General features: G+C 48.4%; 16 protein-coding genes, 2 pseudogenes and 1 riboswitch. Of the genes and pseudogenes, 5 read left to right on the forward strand and 13 right to left on the reverse strand.

Annotated features, from left to right (window positions below; genetic code table 11):
- Positions 1 to 36 precede the first annotated feature (36 nt).
- The gene (locus AC1DLI_RS14750) at positions 37 to 210 is read right to left on the reverse strand and encodes a hypothetical protein (RefSeq protein WP_477603768.1); all 174 of its coding nucleotides are present in this window, start codon (positions 208 to 210) and stop codon (positions 37 to 39) included.
- A gap of 571 nt (positions 211 to 781) precedes the next feature.
- Between AC1DLI_RS14750 and AC1DLI_RS14755 the strand changes: the two genes are divergently transcribed.
- The 3 genes and pseudogenes from AC1DLI_RS14755 (at position 782) to AC1DLI_RS14765 (ending at position 1,750) form a co-directional block, all read left to right on the forward strand.
- On the forward strand, positions 782 to 901 hold the full coding sequence (locus AC1DLI_RS14755; protein WP_308994598.1) for a YjcZ family sporulation protein: 120 nt from the start codon (positions 782 to 784) through the stop codon (positions 899 to 901).
- A gap of 270 nt (positions 902 to 1,171) precedes the next feature.
- Positions 1,172 to 1,594: pseudogene (locus tag AC1DLI_RS14760) on the forward strand (hypothetical protein); the annotation flags it as partial.
- A gap of 18 nt (positions 1,595 to 1,612) precedes the next feature.
- Entirely contained in the window at positions 1,613 to 1,750 is a 138-nt protein-coding gene (locus AC1DLI_RS14765; protein ID WP_477605019.1) for an excalibur calcium-binding domain-containing protein, read from the forward strand.
- Between the two features lie 139 nt (positions 1,751 to 1,889).
- Here AC1DLI_RS14765 and AC1DLI_RS14770 read toward each other — a convergent pair whose 3' ends face one another.
- Positions 1,890 to 3,419, reverse strand: coding sequence for an FAD-dependent oxidoreductase (locus tag AC1DLI_RS14770; protein ID WP_477603771.1), 1,530 nt, complete (start codon positions 3,417 to 3,419; stop codon positions 1,890 to 1,892).
- Between the two features lie 164 nt (positions 3,420 to 3,583).
- Here AC1DLI_RS14770 and AC1DLI_RS14775 point away from each other — a divergent pair, with 164 nt between their 5' ends.
- Positions 3,584 to 4,429 (forward strand): MBL fold metallo-hydrolase, encoded by an 846-nt coding sequence (locus tag AC1DLI_RS14775; protein ID WP_477603773.1) that lies wholly within the window; start codon positions 3,584 to 3,586, stop codon positions 4,427 to 4,429.
- Between the two features lie 54 nt (positions 4,430 to 4,483).
- Here the strand turns inward: AC1DLI_RS14775 and AC1DLI_RS14780 are convergent, their stop codons facing one another.
- Entirely contained in the window at positions 4,484 to 4,834 is a 351-nt protein-coding gene (locus AC1DLI_RS14780) for a WGxxGxxG family protein (protein WP_477603775.1), read from the reverse strand.
- 449 nt (positions 4,835 to 5,283) lie between these two features.
- Here AC1DLI_RS14780 and AC1DLI_RS14785 point away from each other — a divergent pair, with 449 nt between their 5' ends.
- Positions 5,284 to 5,442 carry a hypothetical protein gene (locus AC1DLI_RS14785; RefSeq protein ID WP_181425935.1) on the forward strand — a complete coding sequence of 53 codons (159 nt, stop codon included), beginning with the start codon at positions 5,284 to 5,286 and terminating at the stop codon, positions 5,440 to 5,442.
- Between the two features lie 81 nt (positions 5,443 to 5,523).
- On the opposite strand, the gene AC1DLI_RS14790 is transcribed toward AC1DLI_RS14785, so the two are convergent.
- The 10 genes and pseudogenes from AC1DLI_RS14790 to AC1DLI_RS14835 all read right to left on the reverse strand — a co-directional run bounded on the left by AC1DLI_RS14790 (position 5,524) and on the right by AC1DLI_RS14835 (position 15,504).
- Positions 5,524 to 6,222, reverse strand: coding sequence for a glucosaminidase domain-containing protein (locus AC1DLI_RS14790; protein WP_477603778.1), 699 nt, complete (start codon positions 6,220 to 6,222; stop codon positions 5,524 to 5,526).
- A gap of 310 nt (positions 6,223 to 6,532) precedes the next feature.
- On the reverse strand, positions 6,533 to 7,039 hold the full coding sequence (locus AC1DLI_RS14795; RefSeq protein WP_477603780.1) for an ankyrin repeat domain-containing protein: 507 nt from the start codon (positions 7,037 to 7,039) through the stop codon (positions 6,533 to 6,535).
- A gap of 204 nt (positions 7,040 to 7,243) precedes the next feature.
- A complete protein-coding gene (locus AC1DLI_RS14800; protein WP_477603782.1) occupies positions 7,244 to 8,095 on the reverse strand; it encodes a TatD family hydrolase in 852 nt (283 codons plus the stop codon).
- Positions 8,095 to 8,892, reverse strand: coding sequence for an ABC transporter ATP-binding protein (locus tag AC1DLI_RS14805; protein WP_477603784.1), 798 nt, complete (start codon positions 8,890 to 8,892; stop codon positions 8,095 to 8,097). Before AC1DLI_RS14805 ends, AC1DLI_RS14800 begins: the two co-directional genes overlap by 1 nt.
- A 3-nt stretch (positions 8,893 to 8,895) precedes the next feature.
- Complete coding sequence (locus tag AC1DLI_RS14810; RefSeq protein ID WP_477603786.1) at positions 8,896 to 9,669, reverse strand: ABC transporter permease; 774 nt, start codon at positions 9,667 to 9,669, stop codon at positions 8,896 to 8,898.
- Complete coding sequence (locus tag AC1DLI_RS14815; RefSeq protein ID WP_308994609.1) at positions 9,659 to 9,961, reverse strand: thiamine-binding protein; 303 nt, start codon at positions 9,959 to 9,961, stop codon at positions 9,659 to 9,661. Before AC1DLI_RS14815 ends, AC1DLI_RS14810 begins: the two co-directional genes overlap by 11 nt.
- Positions 9,962 to 10,031: 70 nt before the next feature.
- Positions 10,032 to 11,078, reverse strand: a complete 1,047-nt coding sequence (locus AC1DLI_RS14820) for an ABC transporter substrate-binding protein (RefSeq protein ID WP_477603788.1) — start codon at positions 11,076 to 11,078, stop codon at positions 10,032 to 10,034.
- Positions 11,079 to 11,363: 285 nt separating this feature from the next.
- A riboswitch (TPP riboswitch) is annotated at positions 11,364 to 11,476 on the reverse strand.
- A 454-nt stretch (positions 11,477 to 11,930) separates the two neighbouring features.
- Positions 11,931 to 13,109: pseudogene (locus AC1DLI_RS14825) on the reverse strand (glycosyltransferase); the annotation flags it as partial.
- A 90-nt stretch (positions 13,110 to 13,199) separates the two neighbouring features.
- Positions 13,200 to 14,282 carry a GerAB/ArcD/ProY family transporter gene (locus AC1DLI_RS14830; RefSeq protein ID WP_477603790.1) on the reverse strand — a complete coding sequence of 361 codons (1,083 nt, stop codon included), beginning with the start codon at positions 14,280 to 14,282 and terminating at the stop codon, positions 13,200 to 13,202.
- Between the two features lie 16 nt (positions 14,283 to 14,298).
- Positions 14,299 to 15,504, reverse strand: coding sequence for a Ger(x)C family spore germination protein (locus AC1DLI_RS14835; protein WP_477603792.1), 1,206 nt, complete (start codon positions 15,502 to 15,504; stop codon positions 14,299 to 14,301).
- Positions 15,505 to 15,515 lie beyond the last annotated feature (11 nt).

Below are 15,515 nucleotides of genomic sequence, written 5' to 3' on the forward strand. Positions count from 1 at the left end.
ACCCCCAGTTATAACATGGGGGTGTTTGTTCGTTTTTCACTCCATACTGTTTGTCAGTCCGCGCGGCCCGCGGCGCTTTTCGGATTCTTCTAATTGTTCAACAACCACTACTAATTTGCATCTTTTTTCACGTAACCTTACAACATCTTTTTCAATTTGCAGCTTCTTTAGTTTTAAGTTTCTTTTCTTCGTATTTCCGGAAAATTCCATTCAATTACCTCTCCTATTAATGCATGCACTAAATCTTTGGTTTTCAAAAGAGTGACCCATTACGTCCTTTCTAATCGCGTATCGTACTCCTTCTCATATATACACACAAATTTACGTCTCATTTACACTTGTCCAATCCAATCTAGTATTTTTCGAATATAGTAGATTATCTTCTAAGAGAGGAGACGATATGAATGATTCAAAAGAGCCGCAAGCACAAAAAATCAGTTGTTGTCGTTGTTGTTGTTGTTGTCGTGATCGTGAAGAAACGTCGTAAATTCAAACATTCTTGCTAATTTTTACGGAGAGCCTGATCCTTAAGGCGCTCTTACATATGGTGATAGCAATTCAATGTTTTCTGAACACTTTCCTAGGCTCTGGTTTTCTGTCCCATTCCCCTCAAAGCGCCCCATCATTATTTCCGCCTTAGCCATTCTTCCAAACCTAATGGCTTCCAATCCTAATAGGCTGATGACACGGATAAACTGTCGTGGTAACAAACACCCAATCAGAATCCTTTATCCCAACATAATCTACATTGTACTCAAGACGTAAGGAGGTGTAATGAACAATGTCCGGATACGTTGGTGGTGCATTTACGAATACTGGAACCATTCTGGTCCTTTTCATCTTATTGGTGATCATCGCATGCAGCTGCGGAATTTTTGGCGGCTATGGTAAAGGTTACTAAAAATAAGCGTTTAGCTTACTCAACATATAAGGAGGTGCAATGAACAATGTCTGGTCATGTTGGCGGTGTTTTCACAAACACGGGTACAATCCTGGTCCTTTTCATTTTGTTGGTCATTATCGCTTGTAGCTGCGGTGTTTTCGGCTACTAATATAAATTGATTTAATGTTTACGTAAAGGGCCCCGTTTGTGGGCCTTTTTCGTTTTCCCCTTTTCGGTGCTTTCTAGAGTGTAGTATGATGATTTCAAATACTGGAATGGAGATACATCATGAAATCATACTTAGCCGCAATTCTTATTTTGACAGTAATCCTCTCCGGCTGCGGCGATTTATTAGCCACTACTGCTCCAAAGAGTACCATATCGGAAACGGACTATGATGAAACCATCCTTTTACCGACCGACCGCTACCCCGAGACGATGGCGCATATCGCTGCGGCGATTAAAGCGGGAGCTTCGGCTGTCTGCACCATCGATAGAAATGGCGCTGAATCCAACCGGGATGCTTCTTTAAACGGTATTCCGCTAAAGAAAGGTTTTGATCGGGATGAATGGCCGATGGCTATGTGCAAAGAAGGTGGTGAAGGCTCGGATATTGCTTACGTGACGCCAAAGGATAATCGCGGGGCTGGCTCATGGATTGGAAATCAATTGGCAGATTTAAAGGACGGCACACGGGTTTTATTCGTAGTTAACGGTGAAATTCAACAGATTCCGGCGGATAAAGAAGAGGTTTATTATGCCAATTGTACAGCCGCAAAAGAAGCGGGCGCAGCTCCTTTACATAAGGGAGAACCCGGCTACAGCGATAAATTAGATCGTGATAAAGATGGCGTTGCTTGCAGTTAACTCATTCGTGAAATAGCTTATGTAATCAGTGACAGTGTTTCTAAATCAGAACCGATTAAACATAAAAGGTCACCCCATGCTTGTCAGACTAGAGCTTGGGGTGACTTTTTTTTATACAGGATCTCACTTAAAACCATATTTACATCTGCAATAACTTCAGCGGTTCTTCCGCAGGACCCTCAATGACATCGCCGTTAATTGCAAATCTAGAACCATGGCATGGACAATCCCAAGTCCGGTCCCCGTTATTCCATTCAACCTCGCAGCCCATATGCGTACAAGTCGTATCGACCAGAAACAGTTTACCCTCTTCATCCTTATATGCTCCCGCACGTTTGCCATGAAGCTTAACAACGCTACCTTCATCCGGCGCCAAATCCTCAGGACGCTTATGAACCATTTCAAGCTTGCCTGCGATAAGATGCTTCGCTACATCCGCGTTTTCTACGATAAAGTTCTTAATCGTCCCAAAGGAGACGGAGCGTGATGGCGCATAGAGGTTTTCGAATGCATTTTCCTTCTCCATAATTAAATCTTTAATGAGCAGAGCAGCCGCCGTACCGTTCGTCATCCCCCATTTTCGATAGCCGGTAGCTATGTACACATTAGGGGAAGAAGAAGTGATACGACCGATATACGGTATTTTGTCGCCGGTGACCAAATCCTGAGCAGACCAGCGATAGGCGATTTCTTGCACTTGAAAATGCCCTTCAGCACATCTCTGCAGCTCTTCATAATGATTGATCGTACAAATCCCCTGACCGGTCTTATGGCTTTGGCCTCCGATAAGCAGCAATTTGCCATGCTCCGCCGTTTCTGCATAACGAAAGGAGCGTTTAGGATCCTCGGCGCTTAAATACATCCCTTCCGCAAACTCATCCGCAATACGAATGCCAAGGACGTATGAGCGGTCCGCATGCATTCTTGCGAAATAAAAGCCGAGGCCGTCATAGAACGGAAAGTGGGTACAGGAAACAACATGCTCACATTTTACCCGATGACCCTTATTTGTAATGACCTCCGGCAAGGCGCCTTTCTCTACATCAACCGCCGTTGTGTTCTCGTAAATAGCTCCCCCTGCATCTATGAACTTCTCTACAAGGGCAGACAAATACTGCAATGGATGAAACTGTGCTTGATGCTGCATAATGACCGCTGCTTTAGCGGGTACTTGCAAGGGGATTTTATCGGCGTAGGCTCCGGGAATGCCAAGCGCCGTATACGCAGACATCTCCTTCTCAAGCTTTTTTATGTAATCATTTGAATTTGTATAAACATAAGCATCTTGTATTGAAAAACCGCATTCTATTTTGTGCTTTTCTATCGTTTGCTTCATAAATTGCAGAGCTTCGTTGTTCGCTTTGTAATACAATGATGCTTTCTCTTCTCCTTCACTTTGAATAAGCCCGTCATAGATCAGATCATGTTGCGCTGTTATTTTGGCCGTCGTATGTGCCGTTGTACCGCCCAGAAGCTTGCCCGCTTCAAGAAGTACAACTTTAAATCCTTCCTGAGCAAGCAAAAAAGCCGTTGTAATGCCGGAAATCCCGCCTCCGACAACCGTAACATCCGCTTCAATATTTTGCTCGAGTGAGGGATAGGATGCAAGCTGACTCGTTGAATCAGTCCAATAAGACTCAGGAAATTTCGGCATGCCGTTCGGTTTCATTTTGTTGATCTCCTCCTAGGAATAATACTCTTTAATTTGTACCATTTGCTTACCCTTCATTCTTAACCTCAAAGCTTACGAACAGAAACGATACAGTGATTAGAATAACCTCCCAACATTAGGACAGTTTATAGAGGTATGTCATACAAAGGAGGCGGTTTACGTTGGAGAGCTCGTTTGAGGATACTTTTATCCCTATTACGACCTTTGCAAGCGGTGAGGGACTTGCATATCGGCCTGATATCTATTGCTTCCCTATCCAAATCGTAAATGTGTGTTTCATCGGTGATCCAAAGGATCAACACGGAGGCTGGGTTTTGGTTGATGCAGGAATGCCCAGATCTGCGAAAAAGATTATAAAAGAAGCGGAGGAGCGTTTCGATTTTGCGCCTAAATCGATTATTTTGACCCACGGACATTTTGATCATGTCGGTGCCGTCATTGAGCTGATTGAACATTGGAATGTTCCCGTTTACGCACACAAGCTGGAGCTGCCATATTTAACTGGCAAGTCCGACTATCCGCCGGCTGATCCTACGGTTCACGGCGGACTCATATCAGAGATGTCCCCCTACTTTCCGCATGACGGAATCGATCTCGACGACCGTGTACGCCCTCTGCCTGAGGATGGAAGCGTTCCTGGGCTGCCGGACTGGAAATACATTCATACGCCGGGCCATACACCAGGCCATATCTCTCTGTTTCGCCAAGATGACGGCACTTTGATTGCCGGTGATGCTTTTGTAACCGTGAAGCAAGAATCGCTCTATAAAGTCATGACGCAAGAGCAGGAAATAAGCGGCCCGCCAAAGTACTTCACGACCGATTGGGTTAAGGCCGAGAAATCTGTAAAGAAGCTCGCTGCACTGAACCCTTATTTAGCGATTACAGGGCACGGAGAGCCGATGTTCGGCGAGTTCCTGAAAGCAAACCTGGATTTGTTAACACAGAAATTCAAAGAGATCGCAGTACCCGAACAAGGAAGATATGTATCTGATAAGCCTCATTGACCAATCAAAAACCCTGCCAGAACTGGCAGGGTTTTTGTAATTTCAGATAACCAATTACGTGCGCTCCTGACGGCGGTTTCTTAAACCGGCTAATCCGATCAGACCCAATAAACCGAGCCAGCCCCAATCCATACCATTATCGTCATCCACTGCAGTTGTTCTGTAATTGTTAGCATTCATATCGTTACGGTCATCTACGTCCAAAGCACGGGCCGCTTTATCGACTCCTCTTTCTACTCCTCTTTCGATATCAGAGCGCATGCCGGTATCCGGGACCGTGTTGCTCATACCTCTATTGTTGTAGTTCTCCATCGTTCCTGTCTTCGAATTATCAGCGAATGCAGGTACCGCAAGCACAAAAGTCAAGCATGCTGCTAAACAGAAAATCGACCAAAACTTTTTCATTTACTCGTCCCCTTAATTGTGTAGTTTTTCGTTCCGGATTATTGTTTCTCCGCCGCATCAAATCTATACCGAACGATAGCGATGAAATCATCTCATCAAAAAATTGATCATTTGATTTTATCATTTCAATATTCCGACAAAGATTTTTAAGGTCAAGTTAAGGTTCCTTATTTATACTTAAAGACATCAACCCCACTGTTGATATATAGATCTAGGACACAGGCCCGCAGCGATGCGGGCCATTTTTTTGTCTCCGTTACTAGAATTACTTTTCTTCAGGTTTACCTATCCCCGCCGTAAAGCTTATTTCCCCTGTCCTGCTAATTACTCCATTTTATTTGGAACCATACAACCCATAAAAACGTTATTATCGAATATACTTTCAGGAAGTGGATGCTTGCGAAGAAGGCATTGCATGGCAAAGCCTAAGCTTTAGGAGGCGATTGAGTATGGAAACATTCGGTAGAGGCTGTTTGTACATTATTCTCGGCGTCATCATCGTGATGGCTCTGGCATTTATTGTAGGAGGCACCATTACCATTCCGTGGTACATCCTGATTCCCCTCATCATTCTCGCCTTTTGGGCCGCATCCCGAAAAGGTAAATGACCTTTCCATTTAAGCACAGCAATGAAACCGGCACTCGAGTTAGTCGATTGTCGGTTTCACCTACTCCTTTTGGTCCGTTCCCTACCCCAGCAATATGATTCTAGCTAAGGGGTCCCAGCTCGCCGTAAGCCCCAGTTCTGCCGCCAATGCCCGAATGGGTACATACCCCGTTGCTTCGGACAAAATGGACTCCAGCGCCCTCTGGTTGACGGTTACCTGCATTCCCGTCCAATCAATCTCTGCGCCGAGTGCTTCTCCCAGAAGTCTTGCTGGCACCCAGGTCACTCCGCCAAGCAGATAGCCATCCGAAATTACCAGTCCTTGGTGCAATACAACAATTTGCTCTGCACCCTTCAGCTTCTCCGGCAGAGGGAATTGTTTGCTGCCTAAGGCGTCATATCTCTTTAAACCATACTGGTTAATAATCGCTTTTAATTTAACGGGATAAGCTGGATCTGTCGCATAGCCGCATGCAAAGAGCATGTCAGCTTGCCGCTCTGGCGTCAAAGCCTTCCGAACCCGTTCATAGCGAGGGGTTGCCAGTAATAAATCCAAATCTTTGTAAAAATGATAAACGCTCTTGTAGGCGCGGAATGCGGCCCGGGTATTTTCGCTTCGCCCGTCGAAAACCTCCCATGTCCCCTTCACGACTGCTTCTCCCTGCCAGTACGCATTTGTTTGTCCGCTGCCCACCTTGATGCCGCCTAAATTGTACCACGAATGAATAACGCCGCCGGTTTCAAGCAAATTTTGCGCCAAACGGACGGATGGAAACATCATTGACCCCTCACGCCTAATCCTTATGACTGTAGGGGCCAGAACTGCAAAAAATTGATTCCTAGTCAGATTTGCCATTGTCTCACTCCCTTCTGCCGCTTGCCGCAGCTTGTGATCGCACCCTGTCCATATCTTTGTATGCAGCAGGCTAGCAAATGGCAATGGACATTAGGGTACGAAAAAGCGGGTTCCTGCATTTCCGTTTCTTAATTTTGATACGAAAATAAATGCAGCGGCAGCCAGGACGGATTAAAAAAGCCCCAGACTGCCGCTGCATCAAAACATTCGATTGCAAACTTTGCTTTCACTGCGTTTATTCAATGGCTCCTTTTTCTATTAGACGGGCGGCCACTTTGGAATTGCCTTTTTCTTCTGCCAAGGTTAATGCCGTTATCCCGCCTTCGGCCTTCGCCTGGATGTCTGCTCCATGCTCGATCAACAAATCGATTAATTCAATTTGGTCATCATGGAATGCTGCTGAATGCAAGCTGGTATGGCCATTGCTGTCCAAAATGTCCGTCTTCGCATCATGCGCGAGCAGCATTTTTATGACCTCCATTTCCCTTTCTCCGGCGATAGCCGCATGCAAGGCCGTATTAGATGGGATATAGCTTATTTTGGAATGGGATAAAGCATTAACATCGGCGCCATGCTCGAGCAGCAGCTGAACGGCATTGGTTTGACCGTAATGCGCCGCATAACCTAAAGGTGTCATCCCATCGTCATTCTCCATATTGGAGAACAAAGGATTCATTTCTAGAAGCCCCTTTAATTTTGTCGTATCTCCCTTACTGGCTGCCGTAAAAACCTCATTAATCATTTGTCATTGACCTCCGTCATTCCCCTTATTTCATCACACGTATCTCGTTAGATGATAGGTATCTTTTAATAATGGTTACAAAATCATTTTGTTAAAGGATTCGCTGTCATACAAAAATTTCCTGCTTCGAATGGAATCAACTGCAAAGCAAAAAAAAGCCCCGCTAGAGAATTCCTCTAACGAAGCGACGCTCGGCAACCCTTATTAAATACCGTAAAATCGGCGAGTATTCGCAAGCAAAAGTTCCGTAACCTGCGGAGCAGGCAGCTGCTTAATGCGCGCAATATGCGTCGCTGCGTCTGCTGCCATTTGCGGCTTTGTCTGATGCCCCTCATACGGCCCTTCGAAGGGCCAAGGCCCATCTGTTTCGACCATCAGCTGCTCGATAGGATACTGCACTACAAGCCGCTGGATTTCTTCCTCGTAAGCAACATCTGGCGTTACAGACACCATATAGCCGCTTGCAGCCATTCGGCTAATAACGTCCGCACTGCCCTTGAACCAATGGAAATGCGCTTTACGAACGCCGTGTTTCTCTAAAATATCACAAGCCTTTTCAGCATCCTCATACACAGCATGTAGAATAATCGGTCGATCCAGCTCTGCAGCTAACGCGGCGAACCGCTCAAGAAGCTCCAAATACGGCTTTTCGTCAAAGGCTATACCTTCCCGGGCCGCCTCTGCCTCCGACCGTGTATAATAGGGAAGTCCTACCTCCCCAATCGCGAACTGTTCACCCTCGGCATGGCGCATACGAATCCAAGCGAACAGTTCATCTACTTCCGCGCCGGAAGGTATTGGCTGCTCGGGATGGAAGCCATATGCCGGATGTACGCGTCCAGCGTAACGATCGGCGATTTCCCGATTTATTTTTGACGATGCCAGATGCATCGAGACCGCAACCACCGCTGCAACACCTTCTGCAAAGGCATGCTCAAGCAATGCTGCTCGCTTCTCCTCCGCATACAGATCCACATGGATATGTGCGTCAATGCATCCGTCGGTTAGCAAATTTGACTCCGCAGTCTTCTGTTTTCTATCCAAATCGTTCACCATTATCCGCTCCCTTCCCTTGTGCCGACCTTAAGGAGCTCATAAATGCGCTGCTTCAGCGCATTGAACCGCGGATCCGTCCATAAAGCCTCATGGCGCGGTCGCTCGAAGGGAACCTGAAATTCTTCCAGTACCTCCGCCGGAGACGCAGATAGCACAATGATCCGATCCGACAGAAACAAGGCTTCCTCTATGCTATGTGTGACGAGCAGCACCGACCTCCGGTTCTGCTCCCATATTGACATGAGCCACTGCTGCATTTGCATCCGGGTTAAAGCGTCCAAAGCGCCAAACGGCTCATCCAGCAGCATCAAACGCTGCGGTGCAAGCAGCGCGCGCAGAAAGGAAACTCGCTGCTGCATGCCGCCGGAGAGCACATGCGGATAATCATTCGCATATTCATCCAAACCGATTCGCTCCAGCCACTCTTTCGTCTTAAGCTTCGCCGTCTTGCGGTCAACGCCCGAAATCTTCAGTGATAGCTCGATATTGCCTGCAACGGTCTCCCATGGCAGCAGCGACGACTGCTGCGGCATATAAGAGATATGTCCGCGCTCACCGGTCGTATGCTTCCCATTGATCCAAATTTCGCCTTCCGACGGCTGCTCCAAGCCGCCAATGACTTGGAACAACGTCGTTTTCCCGCTGCCGGATGGTCCCACAATGGATACGAATTCTCCATCCGCTACAGCAAAGGACAAACCAGCAAGCACCTCTTTGCTTGACGCTCCCTTGCCATACTTCTTCCGGATGTTCTGCACCTGCAGCGTAGCCGAATGCTTTCCTTCTGTGAAACCCATCCGCTACCTCACCTCTTTCTCAGGGCGCCAACGAATGATGAGGCGCTCTGCCAGTGTCACTAGACCAAACAGCGTTAAGCTGAGTCCGACGATAATAAAAACAGCCGCAAACACCCGGTCCGGCATAAAGCCTTTGGACGAGATGAGCATAAATGCCCCAAGACCTTTGTTTGTGCCAAGCCATTCAGCTACAATCGCGCTCAGTACGCTATAAGAGGCAGCAATTCTTAAGCCGGAAAATAAATGAACGATCGCATGCGGAAGCTCCAGCCGCCAAAACAGCTGCAGCTTGCGAATGCCGATCATTTGCAAATAATTGCGAAGCTGCGCATCGGTATTCATGAGTCCGCTCAGCATAGCCACCGTAATCGGGAAGAAGCAAACCATGATGACAAGCAGTGCCTTCGGCAGCAATCCATAGCCAAGGAGCATCGTCAAAATAGGCGCAATCGCGATAATGGGAATATTTTGCGACAGGACAAGCAGCGGATATACCGCCGTTCGTACGCCGGGAATTAAATGCAGCAAAGCGGCGAGCACGAAGCCCACCGCCGATCCTCCCGCGAAGCCGAGCAGCGTAAGCCGCACCGTTGCTTCTGTATGTTCCATTAACCGCGGCCAAATTTCAATCGTTTCTTCTATGATAGAAATCGGCGATGGGATCAGCCATTGATCAAATAATTCAAGCCATGCCGCAGCCTGCCAGCCAGAGAGCAATACGATAAGCAGTACGGCAGGCGGCCATATTTTCGTCCAGAAGCTTCTCTTATTGCCCATCTGGATATTTCTCCAGCAGCCTGCCCATTGAAGCGCCGTTTGCCGGATTATAATAAATTTTAATTTGCGAAATAACGGATGGACAGCCCATCTCTGTCATGGCCTCGCTCATCGACTGCACCACGCCAAGCAAATGGCTAAGCTCGCCTTCCATCGTGGTTTCGAGCGGTGCAACGCGGTACGGCACTCCCGCTGCCTTAATGATTTCGATTGCCTTGTCTACATAAGGAATGACGCTCTCGCCGCCTGGCGTTGTCGGTAAAATTTGAATGCTTACTAATGCGTTTGCCATTTGTATTCCCTCTCTCTCATCGTTGTCAAAGTCAGCGGTCGATACCGCCTTCCCATATTGCATTTAGCTATTATTCCGGCAAAAACTCATTCGTAAATGCTTTGTCCGCTTCAAGTTCTTTCTCCAGCAGCTTGTGCTCGAACATCCAGCTTGCGTAATTCTCCCAAACGCTCAGCTTCTGCTCACCCCAGCGCGGCGCATCATCCTTGTATTTTGGACTCAGCCATTTTTGGCTTGCGCGCACAAGTTCTGCGTTCAGATCCGGTTCTGCTTTGATCAAAATCTCCGCTGCATCGTCCGGGTTGTCGATCGCGTATTGGTAGCCTTTTGCCGCAGCAGCCGTGAATGCTTTAACGATCTCCGGCTTGTCCTTGATCATCGCCTCGCTCGTAGCAAGAACTGGCGTATAATAATCCAGCTTGTCGCTGTAATCCGTCAGATAAAGCATGTTGATTTTCTCGCCGCGAAGCTCAGCCTCCACGCCTGTCCACGCATAATAGATCCATGCAAAATCAATGTCGCGTTTTACCGCCGTGAAAAAGTCGCTGTCGCCGATGCTGATCATGTTCACCTTGCTAACGTCTGCGCCCTTTTCCTGCATAAGCGATTGTATAACCGCCTCCTCAACGGGAGCTCCCCAGCCGCCGTAGGTTTTGCCTTCGAATTTCTCCGGCGAATCGATTCCTTTGGCTAGCGGCGACGCAAAGCCTGAGGTGTTATGCTGGATAACGGCCGCGATCGATACTAACGGAACCCCTGAGATACGCGCCAGCGTAATCGACTCTTGGTAGCTTACGCCGAATTGCACGTTGCCCGAAGCGACCATTTGATCAGCCCCGCTTTGACCCGGTTGAATAATTTCTACGTCCAGTCCTTGCTCCTTGAAAAAGCCTTTATCTCTAGCGACATACAGCCCGGTATGGTTTGTGTTCGGCGTCCAGTCCAATACGACCTGTACCTTCTCAAGCGGCTTATCCGCTGCTCCCTCTTGCTCTTGCGGCTGCTCAGTCGCTGCCGGCGCGGTATTGTTTGCACCGCAGCCTGCCAGCGCCATGACGAAGACGAGCATAGCGGCTGTCAGCCTCCATGACATTTTCCCTGCTTTTTTCGGATTCATGATGTTTTGTTCCCCTCTCACTGCTTCTATTTGTATAAGGCGACGAGTCCTCGTAATATCCGGAGTCAAGCTGCAACCTTCGCGCTGCAACAAGCGTAAACGGCTGTCGCCGTCCTCAGTGGCAAAAGCTATCGTTTCGCGGAGATATATAAGCACATTTATAAGTGAAAACTTATAAATTCTTATATATTAAAAAAAACGCCCTCCTAATCCGGAGGACGCCATATAATCGGCTTTGCAGCTGTTTGAGCCAGCAGATGCTTGATCGAATCGACCAGCCGGCTTTCTAAACAGAGCTTCTGTCCCTACGCTGGCATTATCCAGATCAGGTTTAACGGGTCGGAATTGTACTGATAACTCCCTCTCAGCCGGCCTAACCAGCTCCCCGGAACATATTCGGTTTTCGTCAACAACACCAATTGTATAGCAAAACCCAAGTATAATGCTAGTTTTTTTTTGAAAATGATTATCATCAGGTCTGTAACGTTGCTCTAAGCCACCATCCAGCGCCGCCTCCGCTCCAGCAGGCTCTTCGTTTTCGTCTTCATCCTGCTCACTGGCTGCAAGCGCGACGCGCCCATATACAAGGAGATAGGCGGCGGTCAGCTCCTTCGTAATCACTCCATCCGTTAGCTGCTCCAGCAATCGAATATAAGCCAGCTGATCCTCCGGTTTATTTTCGGCGAGCGTGACCTTTACATAGGAGAAGCCGGCCTGCGCAAATAACCGGCTGACCTGCTGCATCGTGTACTGGATAACCGTTTGGCGCTGGGCTTTAACATTCGAAGGATCTAAATACTGCCTGATGTTCTCAAAATAAAAACGGTTCGCGAAGCAGCCGATAATCCAGCCTCCCGGCTTCAGCAAACGGACAAGCCGATTCATTGCTTGCGGCGTCCCGTAAGCATGGGCATCACCGATCATAATCCCGTCGAGACCTTCGGCTGGAATCATCCATTGTGCCGGGTCGTTTGACCGGAATACTGTAATGCCCGATGCCTCAGCCACTTTAGCCGCCAGCTCATTGCCTTCGACGCCGAACCATTTGGCAGCTGGGAACTGCTGCTTCAAATGGAGCAGCGTCGCTCCGCAGCCGCAGCCAATTTCCAGGATGGAGCAATCCTCGCGCCTGTACCCATGAGATTCCCGCCCGATGACGGTATTGAAATCCATCCGTATATGCGTAGCTTCTTCTGGATGAAAGCCCCATTTCTCCATAAAAAGATTCTCGTTTTCCTTGAAGGTTCGTTGAAACAGCTCCGGCTCTGAGCCAAAGGTAATGCTGCCAAAATGATGAATAAAGACATCCCCGCATAACATGAGCTTATATCCCGCCAAGCGCAGCCGCAGTCCGTAATCATCATCCTCAAAGCTGCCGATGCGGAAGCTCTCATCAAGCGGTCCGACCCGCTCCCAAGCCTCGCGACGCATAAGCAGGCAGTAGCCCGCCAGCTTCACGCGTTCCTCCCATCTCGTACGGTCGGGTATCGCGTGAAGTGCAGACGCGAACAGCTCCATCTCCTCCACCGTTTTATACGTAACCGGAATTGACGTCCAGTAGGAGGCCGAGTTCGTAACGGGGCTTACTGCTCCGATTCGATCGTCGCTGAACAAGCAGCGTTTTAAACCGTCAAGCCAGCCCGGCGTAACAATTGTATCGTTATTAAGCAGCAGCAGGAGATCGCCCGAAGCCGCTGCAATCCCTTGATTGCAGCCTTTCGGAAAACCTGCATTGCTTTCGGTTTCAATAAATATGATGTCGCTTTCACTTTTTGCCCAATCCACCGTGTTATCCGTCGACCCGTTATCTACAATAATCAGCTCATAGCAGCCCCGCTGCGTATGTCTCCGAATGCTCTCCACGCATTGCTTCGTGTACTCGAGTTTATTGTAGGTAACAAGAATGATGCTTGTTATGCATCCGCTGGCATCGCTCACGCGCGTATCCCCCTCAAGCAAGCATAAACGGCTCACGCAGTCCTTTGGCGGCAAAAGCTCGTTTCGCGATAAAATATAAGCAGGATAAAACACACTTCGTTTTATAAAGCCAATATTTCAAGCTGTACCCATAAAATATGTCGGCACAGTCTTTTCGGTGAGAAATGCATGATGACGACGAGCCTATCCAGCTGATTTATATTTCTTCCGTATACCTACCACAAGCATAAGAAATGGCAGCACAACCTGAAATAGGGGAACGATCTTCAGCGTAATATCGAGCCCGATCCAGATATGGTACGTGTTATTTGGCTCCAGGAATGAAGCCCCATAAATGGCGAGACCGATCGGCAGCACGCAGTAGCGGTACGCTATGCCTGTTACCGTCTTCAACGTGAAGACAGATGCCATGTACAGCGCCGTCATTTTCACGTAGAGACCGATAAACAAAAGCAGCGTCACAATAACATCAAGCCGCTCCAAAAAGTTAGCGAGCCTAATCAATTGGACGACCTCAAGCAGCGGCAGTGCCATAATGGAGGCAAGCTCCGGGCCTAATACGCACATGGTGAGTGAATTCATCAGGATAAGGAATGCAGATACCCCGATAAAAGCCCAATAGGAGGCTCGTCCGATGATTTTTTTCTCGCTCACATGCTTCCAAAAAACAAGAAAAATGACCATTTGCCCAAAAGGAAAGGACAATAAATCCGGAAATGCCGCCTTTACGACCGGACCGAAGCCATTTTCTAAGATCGGCATTAATTGCGATAATTTAGGCAGTCTCGAAATGAAAAGCAGCATAAGAATGGAAGCATAGCTAATGGCTACGACCGGAAACAACAGCTGCACGACGCGGACGAATACTTCAATTCCTTTGCTTACGGTATAAGCCGCAGCGCTCAGGATGAGCAGCATAATAATCCACTTTGGCGTAAAGGTCAGAAGCGCCATCATCGTAAGCTCGCCGACATCCCGTACGTTTCGCATCGATTCGTAAGCAAACCATATGGCGTGTAGAATTCCGATAAAACCGCCGATCCACCGTCCGAAATGCATGATGTAAAGCTCGGCAAGCTCCGATTCAGGAGAACGCTTCTGTATGCGAACGTACATCACGGTAAGCAGCAGTCCGGCAAACGCAGCAAGCGTCATTGCCATCCAAGCATCCTGTTTTGCCTTAATGCCGAGCTCGAACAATGGCGTGCTGCCGATCAAAAAAACGACGATCAGAATAGAAAGCTGATTTTTCCCGATCTGCTGCATACGTTCTCCTTTCCGCCTATGAGCTGCTCTTTTTCTGTTCCTTTTTAAATCCGCTTCCGCTCATGCCTGCGGAATTCAGCTTCACCTTTACCGAAACCTTTACTTCCGTGTTCGGAAACAGCTCCGGCCAGCTGTCGCTTACTTTTGACCATTGCTTCGGATATTTTTTGTGAATTGCGCTGCCAAAGCCGATGACATCGGTCCGGTGCTTGCGAACGGCCTTCCAGCCATGCTCTATTATGGATTTTATTTCACCTTCAATGAGCCGCTCAACCTCCTCTACTTGCTTCGGCTTTGCGAGGTCGCCCTCGCAATTGTATTCCATCAGCATACCGTCCGCATTCACATTCACATGCATAATCCACTTGCCGCTTGAAGGTTCGGGACTCAGCTTAGTCTTCGCATGGATAATGCGAACAGAGGAGCTCTTCTCCTCTCCGTCCTCCGAGCATGCAAAGGCGATTGTCGTTCTCTTCACATGATCGGTAAGCAACATAACGCCTTGACTCTCCTCATTGTTAATCCAGCCTACCAGCTTATCGCCTGCAATCAGCGCCAAATCATACAATCTAACCTTGCTGGGCGTGCTGGTATGCGTCAGCTGCTCAGCCCTGTCAATATTTTCATTCGCTCCTGACACAACCAGGCCAGGTATGCTGGTCGCGTGTGTCGTACCCAGCAAATCGAGCAGCACTTGATGGATGGTCATTTGACGGAAGGTGGAGCTGTTCACTTCTTCATTCGTAATCATGCGCTGAATGGCTGCGCCTGGAATCTTCTCCAATGGGATGAGCTGCTCCAGCATACGGCGCGCGCTTCCTTTCGCCATATAGACGCTTACGGTCTCGCGGGAGTCATGATTGCGCATATAGGTATCGAGGAGCGGGCCCAGCCCTTTGCGTGCAGCCTCTTGACCTATGATGATGATTTGAGTGTGAGAGAAATAAAGACGGCGCGACGTCTCCTGGCTTGCCTTGCTGACCGCGCTTCGGAAGCTCTCGCCTTTCGTTGAAAATACATTGACCGCGGCGGAGTTGCCGGCAGCGCTTTGACTGGAAATCGCCTGCGGAATAACGACCTGGTACGAAATCACCCAATTCCCGTCCTTCCAGTCGAGGCCGGTTGCGGAAATAACCGCTATATCGTTCAGCTCCACGCGGTTCCAGCAGCCCGTTGCCAGCAAGCATACAAGCAGCGGCAGAAGCAGCCTCCATTTATTCATTGCCGTTCCTC

The organism is Paenibacillus sp. 01T443 (assembly GCF_056398325.1).